At 62.2% G+C, this 19,504-nt stretch carries 16 protein-coding genes and 1 pseudogene; 5 read left to right on the forward strand and 12 right to left on the reverse strand.

Annotated elements, in window-relative coordinates:
* Window position 1: 1 nt before the first annotated feature.
* The 7 genes from ABIE49_RS31295 to ABIE49_RS31325 form a co-directional block, all read right to left on the reverse strand.
* On the reverse strand, window positions 2–562 hold the full coding sequence (locus ABIE49_RS31295) for a nucleoside 2-deoxyribosyltransferase (RefSeq protein ID WP_192735116.1): 561 nt from the start codon (window positions 560–562) through the stop codon (window positions 2–4).
* Between the two features lie 99 nt (window positions 563–661).
* Window positions 662–2,608, reverse strand: coding sequence for a 1-deoxy-D-xylulose-5-phosphate synthase (dxs, locus tag ABIE49_RS31300; protein ID WP_192735115.1), 1,947 nt, complete (start codon window positions 2,606–2,608; stop codon window positions 662–664).
* Between the two features lie 330 nt (window positions 2,609–2,938).
* Window positions 2,939–4,237: a hypothetical protein gene (locus ABIE49_RS31305; RefSeq protein ID WP_192735114.1), complete on the reverse strand. Its 1,299-nt coding sequence runs from the start codon at window positions 4,235–4,237 to the stop codon at window positions 2,939–2,941.
* A gap of 142 nt (window positions 4,238–4,379) precedes the next feature.
* Window positions 4,380–4,631 (reverse strand): exodeoxyribonuclease VII small subunit, encoded by a 252-nt coding sequence (locus ABIE49_RS31310; protein WP_192735113.1) that lies wholly within the window; start codon window positions 4,629–4,631, stop codon window positions 4,380–4,382.
* A gap of 78 nt (window positions 4,632–4,709) precedes the next feature.
* A complete protein-coding gene (locus ABIE49_RS31315) occupies window positions 4,710–5,636 on the reverse strand; it encodes a histone deacetylase family protein (RefSeq protein WP_192735112.1) in 927 nt (308 codons plus the stop codon).
* A 106-nt stretch (window positions 5,637–5,742) separates the two neighbouring features.
* Window positions 5,743–7,395, reverse strand: coding sequence for a bifunctional metallophosphatase/5'-nucleotidase (locus ABIE49_RS31320; RefSeq protein WP_354067673.1), 1,653 nt, complete (start codon window positions 7,393–7,395; stop codon window positions 5,743–5,745).
* Between the two features lie 299 nt (window positions 7,396–7,694).
* Entirely contained in the window at window positions 7,695–8,456 is a 762-nt protein-coding gene (locus ABIE49_RS31325) for a crotonase/enoyl-CoA hydratase family protein (protein ID WP_192735110.1), read from the reverse strand.
* A gap of 134 nt (window positions 8,457–8,590) precedes the next feature.
* Between ABIE49_RS31325 and ABIE49_RS31330 the strand changes: the two genes are divergently transcribed.
* A complete protein-coding gene (locus ABIE49_RS31330; RefSeq protein WP_192735109.1) occupies window positions 8,591–9,544 on the forward strand; it encodes a ring-cleaving dioxygenase in 954 nt (317 codons plus the stop codon).
* 908 nt (window positions 9,545–10,452) lie between these two features.
* Window positions 10,453–11,145 carry a hypothetical protein gene (locus ABIE49_RS31335; RefSeq protein ID WP_192735108.1) on the forward strand — a complete coding sequence of 231 codons (693 nt, stop codon included), beginning with the start codon at window positions 10,453–10,455 and terminating at the stop codon, window positions 11,143–11,145.
* 836 nt (window positions 11,146–11,981) lie between these two features.
* Here ABIE49_RS31335 and ABIE49_RS31340 read toward each other — a convergent pair.
* Window positions 11,982–12,164, reverse strand: a pseudogene (locus ABIE49_RS31340) (ClpX C4-type zinc finger protein); the annotation flags it as partial.
* A gap of 319 nt (window positions 12,165–12,483) precedes the next feature.
* Between ABIE49_RS31340 and ABIE49_RS31345 the strand changes: the two are divergent.
* Window positions 12,484–13,506 carry a hypothetical protein gene (locus ABIE49_RS31345; protein WP_192735107.1) on the forward strand — a complete coding sequence of 341 codons (1,023 nt, stop codon included), beginning with the start codon at window positions 12,484–12,486 and terminating at the stop codon, window positions 13,504–13,506.
* Between the two features lie 42 nt (window positions 13,507–13,548).
* Here the strand turns inward: ABIE49_RS31345 and ABIE49_RS31350 are convergent, their stop codons facing one another.
* Complete coding sequence (locus ABIE49_RS31350) at window positions 13,549–14,265, reverse strand: type 1 glutamine amidotransferase (protein WP_192735106.1); 717 nt, start codon at window positions 14,263–14,265, stop codon at window positions 13,549–13,551.
* Window positions 14,266–14,690: 425 nt separating this feature from the next.
* Window positions 14,691–15,005: an EthD family reductase gene (locus ABIE49_RS31355; protein ID WP_192735105.1), complete on the reverse strand. Its 315-nt coding sequence runs from the start codon at window positions 15,003–15,005 to the stop codon at window positions 14,691–14,693.
* A gap of 166 nt (window positions 15,006–15,171) precedes the next feature.
* Here ABIE49_RS31355 and ABIE49_RS31360 point away from each other — a divergent pair, with 166 nt between their 5' ends.
* Window positions 15,172–16,170, forward strand: coding sequence for an aldo/keto reductase (locus tag ABIE49_RS31360; RefSeq protein ID WP_192735104.1), 999 nt, complete (start codon window positions 15,172–15,174; stop codon window positions 16,168–16,170).
* 6 nt (window positions 16,171–16,176) lie between these two features.
* Window positions 16,177–16,566: a TfoX/Sxy family protein gene (locus ABIE49_RS31365; protein WP_192735103.1), complete on the forward strand. Its 390-nt coding sequence runs from the start codon at window positions 16,177–16,179 to the stop codon at window positions 16,564–16,566.
* Here ABIE49_RS31365 and ABIE49_RS31370 read toward each other — a convergent pair.
* Window positions 16,528–17,118, reverse strand: a complete 591-nt coding sequence (locus tag ABIE49_RS31370; protein ID WP_192735102.1) for a GNAT family N-acetyltransferase — start codon at window positions 17,116–17,118, stop codon at window positions 16,528–16,530. The two genes, ABIE49_RS31365 and ABIE49_RS31370, sit on opposite strands and share 39 nt — an antisense overlap.
* Entirely contained in the window at window positions 17,115–19,472 is a 2,358-nt protein-coding gene (locus ABIE49_RS31375; RefSeq protein WP_192735101.1) for an Orn/Lys/Arg family decarboxylase, read from the reverse strand. Before ABIE49_RS31375 ends, ABIE49_RS31370 begins: the two co-directional genes overlap by 4 nt.
* Window positions 19,473–19,504: the final 32 nt, after the last annotated feature.

Genomic DNA, 19,504 nt, shown 5'->3' on the forward strand with positions numbered 1-19,504 from the left:
TTCAGCTCGATTTGCCTTTGACGTGATCCACCGTCAATTCGACGCAGGCCTCGAACGCGGTGAGGTCGTGCCAGATGTCCGCGGATAGCTGACGCGGTGTCACCAGCGGGCAACCGTGCAGATCGAGCGCGTGAATCATCATGAGATTATCCGGCCAGCCGAAATCTTCCACGGTAAGCCCCTCCGGGTCGATGAGCCGCCCGTCGGATGTCGTCACGTCGCACATTCGCGCGACGCGATCGCGATAGACAGTCGGGTCGTTGCTGTAGGCGAGACAGAACTTGCCGCGGCCCGCCGCATAGCCGAGTTCATAGACCGTACCGGCGTCGGCACTTGGGCCCCGAAATGGCGTCAAATTGGCAATAATGGCATCCGCCGCATCCATCATCGCTTCATTGGCCTTGAAGATCGCAAGCGAAGCGTCGCTGGCCGACAGGTCGACGACATTATCGAGCGGATAAAGTCCGGTCAGACCATGGCGTGCGCAGATTTCGACCTTGCGCCGTCCGATCTCGATCGCATCTGGCAGGAATACATCGGGGCCTGCCAGATAGATCTTCATGGGATCACCGGTTATTTCAGACGCGTTTTCTTGACGCGAACCGGTTCCCACCCCGGATCAAATCCGGGGCAGGCTTTCGCCCGAAAACGCCATGCAATCTCAGGCGAGCTTGACCGTCTCGGCCTTGTAATCCTTGCCGAGCGCCTCGAACACCTTGGCCACGATGCCCTTGGCGTCGAGGCCGGCATAGGCATACATCGCGTTCGGCGAGTCGTGGTCGATGAACTCGTCAGGCAGGATCATCGCGCGCATCCGCAGTCCGCCGTCGAGCATACCGTTGTCGGACAACGTCTGCATGACGTGCGAGCCGAAGCCGCCGATCGAGCCTTCCTCGATCGTGAGCAGCACTTCGTGTTCGCGCGCCAGCTTCAGCACCAGATCGACATCCAGCGGCTTCATGAAGCGGGCGTCGGCAATCGTGGTGGAAAGGCCGTGGGCGGCGAGTTCGTCGGCCGCCTTTTCGCATTCGGCCATCCGCGTGCCGAACGACAACAGCGCGATCTTGCTGCCCTGGCGGACGATGCGGCCCTTGCCGATTTCGAGGGGAATACCGACTTCGGGCATCTCGACGCCGCGGCCTTCGCCGCGCGGATAGCGCACCGCGCTCGGACGGTCGTTGATCGCGACCTGCGTGGCGACCATGTGAACCAGTTCGGCTTCATCGGAAGCGGCCATGATCACGAAGTTCGGCAGACAGCCCAGATAGGCGTTGTCGAACGAGCCGGCATGGGTGGCGCCGTCGGCGCCAACGAGACCGGCGCGATCGATCGCGAAACGAACCGGCAGGCTTTGGATCGCCACGTCGTGGACCACCTGGTCATAGCCGCGCTGCAGGAAGGTCGAGTAGATCGCGCAGAACGGCTTGTAGCCCTCGGTGGCAAGGCCGGCCGCGAATGTCACCGCGTGCTGCTCGGCGATACCGACGTCGAAAGTCCGGTTGGGGAAGGCCTTGTTGAAGATATCGACGCCGGTGCCCGACGGCATCGCCGCAGTGATAGCGACGATCTTGTCGTCCTTCTCGGCTTCCTTGACGAGGCTCTGGCCGAATACGTTCTGGTAGGCGGGCGCGTTTGGCTTGGCCTTGGCCTGCGCGCCGGTGGCAACGTCGAACTTGACGACGGCGTGGTATTTGTCGGCGGAGGCTTCGGCCGGGCCATAGCCCTTGCCCTTTTGCGTCACCACATGAACCAGGATCGGGCCGGTCTCCATGTCGCGGACGTTCTTCAGCACCGGCAGCAGATGGTCGAGGTTGTGACCGTCGATCGGGCCGACATAGTAGAAGCCGAGTTCCTCGAACAGCGTGCCGCCGTCCATCATGAAGCCGCGGGAATATTCCTCGACGCGGTTGGCGCGGTTGGCGATGATCTTCGGGAGGCGCTTGTTGATCTGCTTTGCCGCCTCGCGCAGCGTGCGATAGGTCTTGCCGGAGTAGAGCCGCGACAGATACGCGCTCATCGCTCCAACCGGAGGCGCAATCGACATATCGTTGTCGTTCAGGATCACGATCAGGCGCGAGTTCATGGCGCCCGCGTTGTTCATCGCCTCATAGGCCATGCCCGCTGACATCGAGCCGTCACCGATCACGGAGATAATGTTGTTCTTGCCGCCGGAGAGGTCGCGCGCCACGGCCATGCCGAGGCCGGCCGAAATCGAGGTCGAGGAGTGCGCGGCGCCGAAAGGATCGTAATCGCTCTCGCTGCGCTTGGTGAAGCCGGACAGACCGCCCGCCGTGCGCAGCGTGCGGATGCGATCACGGCGGCCGGTCAGGATCTTGTGCGGATAGGCTTGGTGGCCGACGTCCCAGATCAGGCGGTCGCGGGGCGTATCGAACACGTAATGGATGGCCGTGGTCAGTTCGACGACACCGAGGCCGGCGCCGAAGTGCCCGCCGGTTACCGAAACCGCGTCGATGGTTTCCTGGCGAAGCTCGTCGGCAACCTGCTGGACCTGCTCGATCTTGAGTTTACGAAGGTCATCGGGCGTGCGGATGGTATCGAGAAGAGGCGTCTTACTAAATTCGGTCACAGCGATATTCCAATTTTGCATGTCGGAGCGAATGGTCCGACGCGAGATGGGTTGCGCGTTAACCGCGCAGCGAAAATCCAGACCCCGGGTGCCATCTCGGCAGGCCGATTTCTGATTTGAAAGCCAAGATACACTCCGGATCGAGCCATGTGATCTACATCACGCTGGTCCGTTTAACCCTTCCCGGTCAGTTTCTTCAGCCATTTGAAGAACTTGCTTCCGTCGGAAATGACCGGCAGACCCGCTCTCCACAGCCCATAGAATTGCAAGCTTTACACCAAAGCGGCGGCCAAAGCCAACCCGGTGCTAGGTCAAGGTTCCCGGCCGTTCGGTTCAAAAACCTCGATTTTTTTAACCGCTCCGGCGGGCGGAAGGTTCCATGCCGCCTAAATCGTCGGCATCCGGCGCGCCGGTCCTGGCGGTTTCGATCCGTTTCCAGGCCCATTCGCGAGCGGCCGGGTCGCCGGTTGCAACCGCCAGCGCAGCATCCGGAACGGCCATGCGCGCGCTCAGGGGGATCGGTCCGCAGACGATCATGAAGAAATCGTAGGCGTCGGGCTGCTCGTTGGCCATCACGAACTGGAAATGGACCCGGAAGAACTGCCAGCGGAAGGTCTCGTAATTGTCGGCCCGGACGATGTCGCGGAAGCGCACCGCCACGATGGTGGGATTGCGCCGGGCTGTGCCGACCTCGATGCCGTGGCTCTTGATCGGATCGAACTGGTAGAAATTCATCACGTCCTTGCGTGCCTGGCAGTCGATCCAGTCGATCGACGGCTCGACGGCGAGCTGGCGCAGATGCTCGCGGAAATCCTTCGCCGCCGCGTGGAAGCCGATGATTGGTAAATTGCCGCCGATCGTCAGCAACACGATGCGCGGACCGTGACGCCCCAGTGCGGGATCGAGCTTAAGCGCGCGCGCCAGCATTTCGGTGCCCAGGAATGATCCGGAACTGTGGCCGACAACAAGGATCTCTTCGGCGTCACTCGAACGCGCCACATTGACGAGGTGCTGCGCGAAGCGGTCGAGGCGCTGGTCCCAGTCGGGGCGGGCGCGGTGCGCAAAGTCCCAGGTCCAGATCCAGTCGGACAGCAGATAGAGCACGTATGTGCTGTTTTCCGTGTATTTCAGCAGGATGCCGAGCAGTGCCACGAATATCGCGACCGAAGCGGCAATGCTGAAGGGTGCCGGGATGCCCAGCGCATCCAGGCCCTTCATGAATACGAAGGCGATGCCGGCCGAGCCCAGGGCTTCCAGCAACAGCACGAAATGCGGGTAGGTGATGAAGGCCGCGAAACGCCAGTTCGCACGTGTGAAGCGCGCGAGCGTGCCGTTGAACACCAGCCGCCAGTAGATCCAGACCGCGTTGAGAACCGTGCGCCAGATCGGCGAGGCGAGGTCGCGCTGGATGAAGTCCTCGAAGCGCAGGAAGTCATAGCTGGTGCGGGTCTGCCAGTCGTCCGCCTTGGTCTCGATGGTCCATGACGCCATCTCGTCGTCGGCTGCTACCTTGGGCCGGCTGATGGTGGCGGAAAGCTGGTACAGTCGGCCGAATTTCCGCAGTTCGGTTCGGAACATGCGGTAGTATTGCGCCAATCCGCGCGGATCGTACCCCTGTATGTAGATGATATGGCGGTGCTGAACGCGCACGAACTGTCCCCGGGTGCTGGCCGGACTATATCAGGCCGTTTTGCGCGCCAAGAACTAATTCGGCGGCTGATTCGGTAGCTAATTCGGTCGCTATTTCGGCCCTTGCGGGATGGCGGACGTCACATTCGCCTAATGTTCTCGATTATTGAACATCGAGCGGCTCGGTGCCCGTCACCTGTCCGTTGGCGTCGGTGGTGATCTTGTCGACGCGGGCCTCGGCCTGCCGCAGCAACTCCTCGCAGCGCCGCTTCAACGATTCGCCGCGCTCGTAGATCGCCACCGATTCCTCAAGCGGCACCTTGCCGTCCTCGAGCCGCTTGACGATCGATTCAAGTTCCTCGATCGCGCGCTCGAAGCTCAGCTTTTTGACGTCCACTTGGGTGTTTTCGGCCATATTTTGTTCCCGGATGCGCGGATCAGATCGTGATCCGCGGAATCAAACGAAGTTTTGCGGGCGTATTGTGGCGGCTATTCAGGCGCCCATCAATGCGGTGACATGGGATGCGACCGACTCTTTCAGCCCCTGCAGATCGTAGCCGCCCTCCAGCACCGAGACCACCCGGCCACCGGCGCTTGCATCCGCGACATCCATCAGCTTGCGCGTGACCCAGCCGAAATCCTCCGCCTTCACGTTGAGCGAGGCCAGGGGATCGCGGAAATGCGCGTCGAAGCCGGCGGAGATGATGATGAGTTCGGGGCTGAATTTCTGCAGCTGCGGCAGGATCAGGTTTTCGAACGCCATGCGGAACTTGACGCTGCCGTCCTCCGACGCCAGCGGTGCGTTGACGATGGTGTCGTGCTCGCCGCGCTCACCGGAGGCGCCGGTGCCGGGAAACAGCGGCATCTGGTGCGTCGAGCAATACATCACGGTCGGATCGGACCAGAAAATATCCTGCGTGCCGTTGCCGTGATGGACGTCGAAATCGACCACCGCCGCGCGCGCGATGCCGTATTTGCGCTGGGCATGGCGTGCGGCGATCGCGGCATTGTCGAAGAAGCAGAAGCCCATCGGCTTGCTCACTTCGGCATGGTGCCCGGGCGGGCGGACCGCGACGAACGCGTTGTGATGGGCGCCGGACATGACCGCGTCGGTCGCGGCCACCGCGCCGCCGACGCCGCGCATCACGGCTTCCCAGGTGCCGGGCGACATCGACGTGTCGCCGTCGATGTAAATGAGACCGCTGGTGGGCGCGATGTGGCGGAGTTCGCCGACATAGTGCTCGCCATGGCATAGCGTAACGGAATCGAGACTGCCTTCCGGCGCTTCGCCGCGCAGCAGAGCCTTGAAGCGATCCTCGCCGAGCACCTCGGCGACGGCGCGCAGCCGGTCGGGACGCTCGGGATGTCCCGGCGGCGTCAGATGGTCGAGACAGGCGGAATGCGTCAGTAACAGCGTCATGCGAAATCCTGGCGTGCGGGCGGGCCGCGAACGCACAATCTAGGCGCTCGGCGGCCGCTCGGAAAGGGCCATGGTTCCTCCCCGCGCCGGGATGGCGGACTGGACCTCAGTTGATTCGGGCGATGCGATTGACGGCGCCGGGCGCGACCGGACTGTTGGCCAGGAAATAGCTGTTCAACGCATCGATGTCGTAGACGCCAATTCGCGGGGCGGTTCCTTGGGTGAGGATCGTAAAGCCGTCGCCGCCGACGGCGAGGAAATTGTTGACGGTCACGCGATAGCTCCCGGCGGGATCGATCGGCGCGCCGTTCAGCGTCATTCGCTCAGGGAGAATGCGCTCGCCGTCTGGCTTGCTGTTGTCCCAGGCATAGCTGAAGCCCTTCGAGACCTGCAGGATCCGCGGCCGTTTCGGATCGAACCATTGCTGCTCCAGCACGTCCTTGATCTGCTTTCCGGTCAGCGTCAGCGTCACCAGCTGGTTGCGGAACGGCTGGCTTGCGAACAGGTCGGAATAGGTCACCGCGCCGTCTTCCCTGCGCGTGATGTCGATGCGCACGCCGCCGGGATTGGTGAACGCCATGTCAGCGCCGCCGTTCGCCGGCGCGCTGGTCGCGGCCAGTTGCGCGTCGGCGATGACGTCGCCGAGCGGGCTCTCGCCGGCATTGTTGGGCACACGCGACAGCGTTTCCGTGATCGAGCCCGCCGGACGGTTGGCGATCGGCGCCGCCACCCTGTCATAGGCTTCGATCAGCGCGGTCTGTTCGGGATTCTTGGCGTAGGCCTCGGTGCGGACGATGGTGTTGTTGGCCCTGGCGCTGACGATGTCGCGGCTCTTGGGGTCGAGCTTGACGTCGATCGCGGTAACGATGGTGCCGTATTTGTCGCCTGACGTGACCAGCCTGCCGTCGATCTCGCAGACATAGGCCTGATGGGTGTGGCCGGAGACGACGATGTCGACCGCCTTGTCGAACTTCCTGACGATGTCGACGATCGGGCCTGATATGCCCGGGCACTCGTTGTAGTCGCCGGTCGGCAGGCCGCCTTCATGGATCAGCACCACGATGGCCTCGACGCCGCGCGCCTTCAGTTCGGGGATCAGCGCATTCACCGTCTCGGCCTCGTCGCGGAATTCGAGGCCGGCGGCGCTCTCCGGCGAGATGACGTTGGGCGTGCCCTTCAGGGTGAGGCCGATGAAGGCGACCGGAACGTTCTCGAAGGTCTTGATCTCATAGGCGGGAAGCACGGTCTTGCCGGTCGCCTTCTCGAACGTGCTGGCGGCGAGATAGCGGAATTTCGCGCCGAGGAAGGGATGCGGCCCCTGGCACTTGTCGACGGGATGGCAGCCCCCGTTCTGCATGCGCAGCAGTTCGGCCTTGCCCTCGTCGAACTCGTGATTGCCGACCGAGGAAACATCCAGCCCCATCATCGACAGCGCCTCGATGGTGGGCTCGTCATGGAACATCGCCGACAAAAACGGGCTGGCGCCGATCAGATCGCCGGCCGCGACGAAAATCGAGTTCTTGTGGCCGTCGCGAAGTTCCTTGACCAATGTTGCCATGTGTTCGGCGCCGCCGGCGGCGACGAAGGTCTTTTTGGTCTTGTCCTCGGGGTCGGCGATCCGGATCCCGAACTGCGGCGGGCGGAGATAGCCGTGAAAATCATTGATCGCGAGAATGCGCAGACCGATGGGGGTGGGGGTTTGGGCGCGGGCGGGTGATGCCGCGCCGAGCGCGGCCGACAGGGCGAGGAGGCCAAGGATGGACGAGAGTGAATATTGCTGCGGCCGCGTACTCGATTCACCTTTCCCGCTTGCGGGGGAGGTCGGCGCGCAAGCGCCGGGTGGGGGCTCTCTCCCCACGAAGAGTGCGACTCGCGGCGGCACCCCCACCCATAGCCGATGCTGCGCATCGGCGTTCTTAGACTCAAGAACGGCGGCCGAAGGCCGCCTACGCCTCCCCCGCAAGCGGGAGAGGGAGCGCAGCGTCATCGTGGATATAACTCGATCTAATCTCATCACACTTTAATACTGAGCTGGTGTCACGCTTTTGCGAACACCAACTACCCCTTCTTGCGTTCGAAGAACGCCTTGAATGCCGATATCGCTTCCTTGGAGCGCATCCGTTCGCCGAACAGATGGCGTTCCTGGTCGATCCGGCGGGTCATGTCTTCCGGCGACAGTTTTAGCAGCTTGCGCGAAATCGCCACCGCTTCGGCCGGCAGCGCGCAGATCTCGCGCGCCACCTTGCGCGCTTCGGCCTCGGTATGTCCGGGCGCCACCACTGCGTTGACGAAGCCGGCGGCGTGCGCGTCGTCGGCGGTGAATTTGCGTCCCATCACCAGCATCGCGAACGCGCGATGGTGTCCCATGGTGCGCGGCATCAAGAGGCTGGAAGCGCCTTCCGGCACCAGGCCCAGATTGATGAACGGCGTGGAGAACGTCGCAGTCTTGCTGGCCAGCACGTGGTCGCAATGAAACAGCATGGTCGTGCCGATGCCGATGGCAATGCCGTCGACGGCGGCGATCAGCGGCTTGGCGTTGTGCGCCAGCGAATAGAGGAATTTTGCAGCGTTGGAGGCGCGGGGCACATCGGGATTGGAGGTGCCGTCTTTGAGGAAATCCTCCAGATCATTGCCGGCGGTGAATACGCCGGAGCCGCCGGTGATGATGATGCAGCGGATGGCCGGATTGTCCTGCGCCTTGTCGATCGCGTCGCTCATCTCGCGATACATGTCCTGGGTAATCGCGTTCTTCTTTTCCGGCCGCCGCATCGTGATCACGCGCGTCGCGTCTTCATCGGACACAATGAGGTGTTCGGTCATGGAAATTGTCCCTGAACAGGCCGGCGACAGAGCCGCTGGCGAATGATCACACGATATCCTACATGATCATATCCTACATGATCCCGAAGACCCAAATCGCCGCGCTTGTTTTTCCTCGCGATAAGGATGATGCCATGCAGCTTACCGGAATTCACCATTTGACCGCGATTTCGGCGAAGCCGCGCGAGAATCTGGCCTTCTACACCGGCCTGCTCGGCATGCGGCTGGTCAAGAAGACGGTCAACCAGGACGACGTCAGCGCCTACCATCTGTTCTACGCCGACGGCAAAGCCAATCCGGGAACGGACCTCACCTTCTTCGATTTTCCGGCGGCGCCGGAGCGGCGCGGCACCAATTCGATCTCGCGCACGGGCTTGCGGGTCGCAGGTGAGAAGACGCTCGGGTTCTGGCGCGACCGCCTGAAGGCGGCCGGCGGCGTGACCTTCGATGTCATCGAGGTCGACGGCCGGCTGACCTTGCCGTTCGAGGATGGCGAAGGCCAGCGCCTGGTGCTGATCGATGACGGCGGGGCGGGCGCTTCCTCGCCTTGGGAGCGCAGTACGGTTTCGGCCGAGCATCAGATCCGCGGTCTTGGCCCGATCGTGCTCACCGTGCACGATCTGTCGCGGACCGCTTTCGTGCTGACCGAGGTCATGAACATGCGCCGCGTCCGCGACTATGCCGCGCACGGCGCCCAGATTCACGTGTTCGCGATGGGCGAGGCAAAGGACGAGAACAATCCTGCCACTGAGCTGCATGTGCTCGAGGACAAGGCGTCGCCGATGGCGGGGCAAGGCGCGGGCGGCGTGCACCACGTCGCGTTCCGCACGCCCGATGAGACTCAGTATCACGCCTGGACGCAGCGGCTGAACGAGCTGCGGGTTCGCAACAGCGGCGAGATCGACCGGTTCTATTTCCGCAGCCTTTATTTCCGCGAACCCAACGGCATCCTGTTCGAGATCGCCACCGACGGCCCGGGTTTTGCGACCGACGAGCCGATGGCAACGCTGGGCGAGAAACTGGCGCTGCCGCCGTTCCTCGAACCGCGCCGCGCGGCCATCGAAGCCGGGTTGAAGCCGATCGGGTAGGGTGGTGGTCGCCGCGCACAACGCTGTCGTCCTCCGCGAAAGCGGGGGACCCAGTACGCCGCGGCCTCTCGGTTCAATCATTGATGTCTCTGGAATACTGGGTCGCCCGGTCATCTCAATCCCGTCATCCTGAGGTGCGCGCCCTTGCGCGCCTCGAAGGACGACGGCCCGGCTGTGGCCGATTCATCCTTCGAGGCTCGCTGCGCTCGCACCTCAGGATGACGGGTAGATATAGGTCCGCGTTCTCGCGGCAGATTGCGCCCGAGGTTTGCAGATAATCTTCGCCCCCAGAATTCAGAGGGCGCAGGGAATGCCGGATGCGCGCTGCACCCGCGGTCTCATGTGCGATTGTGCTAAAGAAGCTGCACATGAGCATACAGGGCAGCGGAGAGCATCCGACATTCCCTGCGCAATGGCTTTACGGCTTATGACGCGCTCTCCCCGGTGAGACGGCCTCTATTGCCACCGTCGCCCCTCGGAAGCGTTGGCTTCTTCGGAGCTTGACGCCGTTACGGGCGCCAGGACCACACGCTTTCGCCGTACGCCTCTGCCGCGACCGTCAATCGCAACGTCAGCGTCCACCGCAACCCGCCCCTCGTCGTGACGACGGCCGACGCCCCTCTGAGTGGGACGGGATAGGTGTAGTTGTGTCACTGATTTTCGTTCTGTAAAAGCGAAATATTTTTTATTTTGGGGCTTGACATTGATTACGAAAATCAGAATCGACCTGCCCCGGCTTCGCCAAGACTTTGCCGGGCGCCGCCGTCGGCGCTAGGTGGGGGTAGTCAAAAGTCTACCGGCAGGAACCGATATTCGATACGATTTGAATCAAGCCTCTAATTACCCGGAAAGGGAGCCGCGCCTATGAGTCGTCCAGCGCGGTAAAGCCACGAAAAAGGATTTGGCGCTTGGAGCAAGGGAAGAAGCGGCGGGGTTTGCCGGCCAGAAAGCCCGCCGTTATCGACAGGCTGGACCTTTGGCTCTCAACGAGCCGAAGCATTGACGGGCTCTGGGTGGGGACGATGGAAAGTGAGCCTTGGCCCGGCCTGATCCGCGTCGAGGATGCACTCCGACTGATCGAACATCACGATTCGCTGCACTATTCCCGCGTCGTCCATAACCTGGAACGAATATGGGTAAACTTACTCCCAAGCGGTCGTGCATCTTATGACCGGTCGCTGAAGGCTTGCGTGTTTGATGAGCGATATGTCCTGCTTGAAACAACGACACCCGAACGGATCGCAACCACAATCATCCACGAAGCCACCCACGCAAGGTTGGAAGGATGGGGCATCGGCTATGATGATGAAAAGAAGCGCGCCCGGATCGAAGCGATCTGTATGCGGCGAGAACTCAACTTTGTTACCAAGTTGCCACATGCCGAAGCCTTGCGGGAAGAGGTCGCGCGAAAATTGGAGTGGTACGCTGGCAACCATGACTACTTTTCCGATGCGAGCTTTGAGCAGCGAGAGGTTCAGGGACAAATTGAAGCACTGCGCTATCTAGGAGCACCAGACTGGGCCCATCGATTTATGATGAAGTTGCGAGCGGTGCGACTGTGGGTTCACCGTTTCGCGGGGTCGGTCGGGCGACAGGCGTAGGATGGTGGGGCGGCTGGCGTGTGACGGAGCGTCGCGCCGACCTTGTGGACATTCCGATCGCGGATTTTGTGTCGCTGCGGGACGCTGAGGAATGGGTCAATTGGAAACAGGGGCTTCCCAAGTTGAACCCATATGCCCAATAGCGAGTCCAACGATGCGGTGATCCTCACGAAGCCGAGCCCATTGGTCTTGGGTCTGGTGGGTTTCGCGGCGCTACGGGCACGAAATATGCGTCGTGTGAGCGCTTGGTGCAAAACGAGGCGGAGGACGATGATGCCGAACTGGTTGGGGCCCCTGTTGGCATTGTGCGCGCTGGTGGGATTTATCGCCTTCGCCGTTCGTCAGGGGACGAAGGTGAAACCGAATGCAGACGGCAATCCCGACAACTCGATAGGCGGTCCTGGCGGGGATACATAGCGCCGCGGCGGCATGTAGCGTCGGCGAAAGGCGACAGAAAGTCAAAGTTAATTAACCCGCTAGTGCAGCCACCCAAGCCAGATCGCTACTCCTGCAAGCGCAAAGAATACGATCATGCCGAAGACGGCTACCCACTCAGGGTCGACTCCGATGCGTCCGTTTCCCAGTCGTTGGATGCCCCACCATTGAGATACCGGTCTTGGCCGCACTCGGCCGAAGGAAAACAGGTACAAGACTGCGGCTCCTGCCAGGAAGGCCGCGCCCGCGAGCACCAATTCAGCAATTTCTCGTAAAGCCCAGCTCATTAACGCGATCCAATATCTGGTTCCCCCGCTTCGGGAAGTGCGTCGCAGCCTTCAGTCCTGCGGCTTTAGCGGCAGCGTCGTGAGGAACTGGAGGTGCCGTTCGAGCCAGTCTAGATTTTTAGTGGCAACGATGCCGACACATAGCTGAACGCATTCATTGCAGATGAAGACGCGCGGGCCGGCAATCAGCTGAAGCACCTCGGGTTGAGCCTTTCCGCAAAAGGAACAGGCCGGTTCCGAGTCGGCCGAAGTCTGGTCTTCGGCGATCTGAAGGCCCTTGGCCTTCAGATCCTCCATCAAGCGCTCGATCTCTTGAGGCGCAGTATCGGCCGGGAGCAACTTGAAAAACTGATCGAACGTAATGGGACCCGCTACCTCGGTGAAAGCCGCTACCCTTCGGATCGTTTCAGGCCAATCCATCCGCAGTCTCCTGAATTCACCGAGCCGACCAAACCCTATAGACCGCGCAGGTGTAATCGAATTCATATCTCTCAATCAGGGAAACAACCACAGCGGTTAACTGTTTCTTATTTCTCATCAGCTCTCGCATCTCGCCATCGCGCAGATGACTTGATAATTTGACGCTGGCGATGTTGCATCCGTTCCGGAAACTCCAGTGAATACGTTCTGCTTTCGAGTGTTCGTCAATCTGGCAATCATCGTGGGATCGGCTGCGATTGCGAACGCGGCTTCCCTCGAGCTGATGCCGGAAAAATCTCTGGGAAATCGGGTTGCGCTTGCTCCGCACAAAGACCCGTGTCGGCCCTCCGGGACGGCAGCGCCATCCGAAGCGCCGTGGCGTGCACAGCTCAGTCGAAGCAACGCGATTTACGTCATTCAACATGTGCACAAAGCCTGTCGCCTCCTTGCAGATCGTCGTGACAAGGAAATGCCAACGGCCGAAACAGCTCGGCGGCTGAACGCAATTCTCGATGGACTCCATGCCAGCGTTCTTGGTCCGATTTATCGCGCTTATCCCGCCTTGAGCGAAAGTCTTCCCGGGCCGCGGACGGCAATGGCAACCCGCGGGACCGCGCGAGACATCCAACGTACGACGGCGATGCGTCTGACCAGCGAACTGACGCGTCTCCAGAAACGCATATCCGGGCTTGGTGGGGAAGCCCTCGACAAACAAGCCGACAAGAACGCTGCCGAACAGGCATTGCAGCCTTTTTTGGACGCCGTCGCCGAGTTGTCCTTCGCCGGAAAAATTGCGTTCGATGCTTATCCCGACCTGTTTGCGAAGCAGTACGACGACATTCCCGTGAGGCTGCGCACCGAAGAAAGTGACGCAGGCTTCCGGAAGGGTGCACCGCCCCTCGGATCGGTCAGGTTAAGCGATTCAGCGCTGGCGCTCGTGATTTCATTCATGCAGCAAGTTCGACGCGTCAAACTCCGGGACGACCACGTTGCGTCGATCGGGTGGGCCAGGGAGATGAAGAGAAAGGGGCCGGGCGACGCCGACTGGATAACCGAGGGGCCTGGCTGGGTCCTTGGCGCATACGCGAGGGCGCAGGTCCCTCCTGACGTCATCGATCGCGTTAGGGACGTCGAGATTGTATTCAGCGCCGAGGAGCCTGGCTTGCTTGCGGGAAAGATCGTTGACGCGAACGAACAGAAGCTGTTCGTTCATGATTGAAGCGCGAGCGAAGGAGCCGAGACGACGGTTGCGCGCAGTTGCTCACGATCCGCTCGGCCGTGCCAGAAAGCGCGCGATCGCGCGGCCGAGACCGGCGTTGTCGAGGGGTTGATCCAGTGATGCCATGGCCGTTGCGACCAGTGCTTCGGGAGCGCTGTTCTGGCCGGCTTTCTCGCAACAGATCTGCGCAAAGGGTATCGTGAATTCGGGATGCGGCTGCACCGACAGCGTGACGCCGTTTCCATAGAGTAGTCCGGCATATGGCGTAAATTCCGAATGGAAAATAGTGGTTGCTCCCGTGGGCGGCGCGATGACCTGGTCCTGATGCGAGGCGGGAATCGCTAGCCTATCGCCGTCGATCACGCCGTTGCCGGGCACGACGTCATAGACGTGGCGCCCGATGCCCCAGCCCTTTTCCGATTTGCGCACCGTTCCGCCGAGCGCCTGCGCGATCAATTGATGGCCGAAGCAGATTCCGGTCATCGGAATTCTCGCCTCATATGCCGCGCGTACAAAGCGCTCGAGCGGTGCGATCCAGTCGAGATCGTCGTAGACGCCGGCTGGCGATCCCGTGAGCAGAATGGCTTCGAGGCCGGCGGGATCAGGTAGCGCTTCGCCGTCGGCAAGCCGCACCGTCGCAAAGCTCGCCGAGGCATCCGCCTCGCCAAGCAGCCGTTCGAACATCTGGGGGAAGGTGCCGTGCCGCGCGCGATTGGCAGGCGAGATGACGCCGGTTTCGATGATCGTGATTTTAGGCATGAACGTTTTCCAGGGCACCACAACAGAAAGAGCCCCAGCTCCTTGGGGAAAGAGCTGAGGCCCGACGCGGCTTCTTGGGGTTCGCTGCCAGATGTTTTACTGGGGGGCGATGTCCGGCAGCGTTTGAAAATGATGCCGAGACATCGGGGTTTCCGCAATGAACATCGTGGAACGAACCTGCTTCTTTGGGGGTAGTCCGAATTGGCTTTCCCATCGCACGCTTCAGCGCTTGACCAGGCACAAATAAGGTTAATGCTTAGAGTGGGTTGCCACCGGAGCCGTGCAACGCGCGGCCCGGTGATAAACCCCGCGTAACCCACCGCTGTTCGTATTCGCGTCGGCGGTGGGTTATGGCTTTCCGCCTTCTCTCTGCGAGCTATGGCGAACAAGTCATACCCGACCCACCCTACGCAGCGACGCCGCCGTCAGCCGACGACGACTTCGCTGATCTGCATGACCGGGGCGATGTCGGTGTAGTTCTTGATGTCGCCCATGATCTCCTTGGCGTGAGGCCCAAAGCCGGCCTGGAAGGCCTCGACCGAGTCGGCGAAGATGTGACACATCCCGACATAGGTTGCGGGCGCGCCGGGCGCGCCACCGCCAAGGCCCTTGTCCACCGTGTAGGACTTGCAGGCGTCGCCCATGCGCGCCTTGACGAGCGGCATGTGCTTGTCGCGGTAATAATCGTGGTCGAAGCGCGCCCCCGGCGTGTTCGGATACATGACGCTTACCTTGATCATGGCGTGCTCCTCGTTGATGTCAGCCGGTTGATTTCCGGCTCAGGCCCAAACTCTGCGTCAGTTTTGCCGATCCCGCAACTCCGAAACGCAAACTTGCATTGTGTCGGCCGCCAGTTACCCCGGGGCGAAAATTTCGAGCATTGTGCGAGCAGCCGGAGGAACAGCGATGCAATTGCGGGTTTTTGGGCGCACGGGAATGCAGCTCTCGGTGCTGGGCTTCGGGTGCGGGGCCGTCGGCGGCGTGATGGTGCGGGGCGATCCGGCCGACCAGGAGCGCGCCGTCGCGCGGGCGATCGATGTCGGCGTGAATTATTTCGACACCGCGGTGCTGTACGGCGACGGTGAATCGGAAAAGAACCTTGGCCGTGTTCTGCAAAAGCTGAAACCGGCGGGCGCCATCGTCGGCACCAAGGTCCGAATACCGTCCGATGCGTTCGGCCGCATTGCCGATGCCGTCACGACCTCGCTCGAGGGCAGTCTGGCGCGGCTTGGTCTTGATCACGTCGACATCTTTCACCTGCACAATCCGATTGCCGTTTCCGGCGGCGGATCGGCGCTGAGCGCGCGGCAGGTGCTGGACGAGGTGGTGCCGGCGTTCGAGCGGCTGTGTCAGCAGGGCAAGGTTCGATATTTGGGGATTTCGGCGGTCGGCGACACCGCAGCATTGCATCAGGTGATCGATGCCGGCGTCTTCGACAGTGCGCAAATCGTCTACAACATGCTCAATCCATCCGCGGCCGAACAATTGCCGAAAAACTATCCGGCGCAGGATTATGCGCGGTTGTTCGATCACACGCGGGCGGCCGGCGTTGGCGTCGTCGGCATCCGTGTGCTGGCCGGCGGCGCCCTGTCGGGCTCGGCCGCGCGGCATCCGATCGCAAGCCCGGCGCCCGAGCCGATCGGATCGAGCATGAGCTATGATGCCGATATCGAGCGCGCCCGCCGTCTGATGCCGCTGGTGGAGGAGGGGTTTGCTGCCAGCCTGACCGAAGCCGCGACGCGGTTTGCGCTGTCGCATCCGGCTGTTGGCACCATCCTGGTCGGCATGGCGACGCCGCAGGAGTTCGAAGGCGCATTCGCCGCGGTCGAAAAAGGCCCGCTGCCGCAGGCGGCGCTGGAGCGGTTGTCAGTGCTGCGGCAGGCGTTTGCCGGCGAGGCGCGGTGATTGAGGATGACTGCCAGCGCCACCTATGCCGAATTCCTGCGCGAGCAGCTGGCGCCGCTCGGCCGCGTCAGCATGCGGCGGATGTTCGGCAAGACCGGCGTGTTCTGCGACGGCGTGATGTTCGCCATGGTGACTGACAACACGCTGTACTTCAGGGTTGACGACGAGAACCGGGAGATATTCAAGGAGGCCGAGGCGTTTCCGCCGCTCAACTATGCCAAGAAGGGCGCCATGATCGACCTCTCGTTCTGGCGCGTGCCGGAGCGCCTGTTCGACGAACCCGATGAACTGATCATTTGGGCGCGCGCCGCATTGGCGGCGGCGCACCGGGTTGCGGCGAAGCGGGGGCGGAGCGATTCACCGGCCCGGGCTGGAAATCAGCGGCGGTGCGGTTGAACCGGCGGCGAGCGAACGTTGCACCATGACGGTGTCGGCCCAGCGGCCGTAGCGGTAGGCGACGCCCGGCAGCAGGCCGGCGCGGGCGAAACCGAACCTTTCGTGCAGCGCGAGCGAGGCCGTGTTGTCGGAATCGATATAGCCGATCATCTGCCGGAACCCGGCCGCGGCGCAGACATCGATCAGTTCCTGCAACAGCAGCCGTCCGACGCCGCGTCCCTGATGCTCGCGATGGACGTAGATCGAATGCTTGACCGCGTAGCGATAGGCCGGCCGCTTGCGAAACAGCACGACGTAGGCATAGCCCACCACGTCGCCGCCGCAGGTCGCCACCAGATGCGGCAGGCGCTGGCTGCGCAAATTCTTGCGCCGGTCGCGCAAATCCTCCGGCTCCGGCGTGCCGCTGTCGTCGACGCCCTCCTCGATGCCGCGCCGGATATGATGCCGGTAGATCGCCAGCATCGCCTCGACATCGCCGTCGCGCGAGGGCCGCACCAGTACCGGCTGCTGGTCGGTCACGGCCGGATCTGTCGTTTCGACGGGCCGGTTCATTCGCAGACCACATAAGTATGCAGCCGGATGCGGCCGGACGGATCGACTTCCTTGTAGACGCCCTGAATCTCGACGTCGAAGCCGGGGAAGGTGTTGAAGCAGGTTTCGAACATTTTGAGATAGTCGATCATCGGCTGCGCCCGCTCGGTCAATCGTTCGCCGGGCACGATGGTGGCGATGCCGGGGGGATAGACCACGAACGGCGTCGTGGCAATGCGGCCGGCGATGGCGTCGATCGGCAGATAGTCGACGTCGTTGCGCACGAGATAGCGCGCGGCGTCGCGCGGCGACATTGCGATGTCAGGCAGATGCTCGGCCTGGAATTGCCTGGCCTGCAGCGTGCTGACGCCGGCGTCGCGGAAGAAGCCGTGCATCGCGGCGCAGAGATCGCGTAAGCGCACGCCGGCATAGCGTTTCGGCCGGCGCTGGTAGAATTCCGGGATCACCTCTTCCAGCAGCGCGTTGTCGTCGTGCAGCTTCTTGAAGGCAACGAGACCAGAGATCAGCGTGCCGGCCTTGCTGGCCTCGACGCCGGGGGTGAGCAGGAACAGCAGCGAGTTGAGGTCGTTCTTTTCCGCCACGATGCGGTTTTCGCGCAAATATTGCGCCACGACGGGCGCGGGGATGCCGTGCTCGGCATAGCGGCCGGTGGCATGGTCGAAGCCGGGGGTCAGCACCGTCAGCTTGTTGGGGTCGGTCATGGCGAACCCCGCGGTCAGATCGGGGAATCCGTGCCAAAGCTGGTCCGGCGAAAGCTGCCAATAGGTGGGGTCGGTGACCAGCATGTCGGTTGAGATGGTCTCCCAGGCCACATTGTGCACGGCGCCCTCGCGCGAGGCGTCCGGGATCGCGACACGGTCGGGCACGAACGGCTCGAAGAACCAGCGGCGCTCGGGCCGCGCTTCCTTCTCCTCGAACTCGCGGCGGACCGCGCGCATCTTCTTGCGCAGTTCGATGCCGAGCCGGATCGTGTCGTCCCACAGCACCTCGCCGGAGCGGCCCTTCATCATCTGCGCGCCGACATCGAGCGAGGCGAAGATCGGATAGAACGGCGAGGTCGATGCGTGCTGCATGAAGCTTTCGTTGAAGCGCCGGTGTTCGATGCGGCGCTTCTGGCCGGTGATGTGGCGGTCCTTGATATGGATCTGCGAGGCCTGCGAGAAGCTCGCCAGCTGTTTGTGGGTCGACTGGGTCGCGATGATGCCGGGCGCGTCGGGGCCGAGACCGGACAATCCCATCGCGAAACGTCCGGCATAGAGCGGATGAAACTTCATGAAGCCGGCCCAGGCCTCGTCGAACAGGATGTAATCGCAGAGATGGCCGATCGCCTTCAGGATCATCTCCGCACTGTGGATCGTGCCGTCATAGGTGCACTGCTCGACGACGGCCACCCGGAACGGGCGCGGCTTGCGCCAGGCTTCCGGATCCTTGACCAGCGGATGGCTGCGGATGCGTTCGCGCAAACTCGTCTCGTCGATCGCGTCCCAGCGCATCGGGCCGATCAAGCCCCAGGCGTTGCGAACGGTGGGGATGTAAACCGGAATGCCGCCGGCCATCATCAGCGCGCCATGATGCGCCGCCTTGTGGTTGTTGCGGTCGAACAACACGAGGTCGCCGTCGGTGACCAGCGCGCCCAGCACCACCTTGTTGGAGGTCGAGGTGCCGTTGAGCACGAAATAGGTCTTTTCGGCGCCGAAGATTTGCGCCGCTTCCTTTTGCGCCTTCAGCGCCGGGCCTTCGTGAGTGAGGAGATCGCCGAGGTCGAGCACGGAATTGTCGAGGTCATCGCGAAAGACCGCTTCGCCGAGATGTTCGACGAACACCCGGCCGATCGGGCTGCGGCTGTAAAACACGCCGCCATTGTGGCCCGGGCAGGTCCATAGCTGGTTGCCCTCTTCGGCATAGTCGACCAGCGCACCGAAGAACGGCGTCTTCAGGGTTTCGGCATATTGCTTCAGGCGGCTGATCAGGTTCTTGGCGATGAAGGGCGGCGTTTCCTCGGACAGGAACACGTAGCCGTCGATGAAATCCAGCACCTCGACCGGCAGGTCCTCGAACCGCTTGCGGCGGATCAGGAGGATGATCGGAAAATCGAGGCCGCGCCGCCGCATCAGATTGATCAGGGCCATGGTCTTGCCCTCGAGGCCCTTTTTGCCCCAGTCGACCACCATGCAGCCGATCGCGGCGTCGGTCTGCACCTGGATTTCCGCATCCTCGAGCTTGCGCGCCCGGACCACTTCAAAGCCGGACCGCTCGATCTCGGTGATGATCTGGTTGAAACGGAGGCCTTCGAGATCGTCGGTATCAAAGACCGGTGCGGCGAACAGAAAGGTGAAGCGTCGGAAATAGTCCATCGGTGCCCTCGAATGTGTGTCCAACAAGCTGT

The organism is Bradyrhizobium sp. OAE829 (assembly GCF_040546575.1).
In the GTDB taxonomy this organism is placed as follows: domain Bacteria; phylum Pseudomonadota; class Alphaproteobacteria; order Rhizobiales; family Xanthobacteraceae; genus Bradyrhizobium.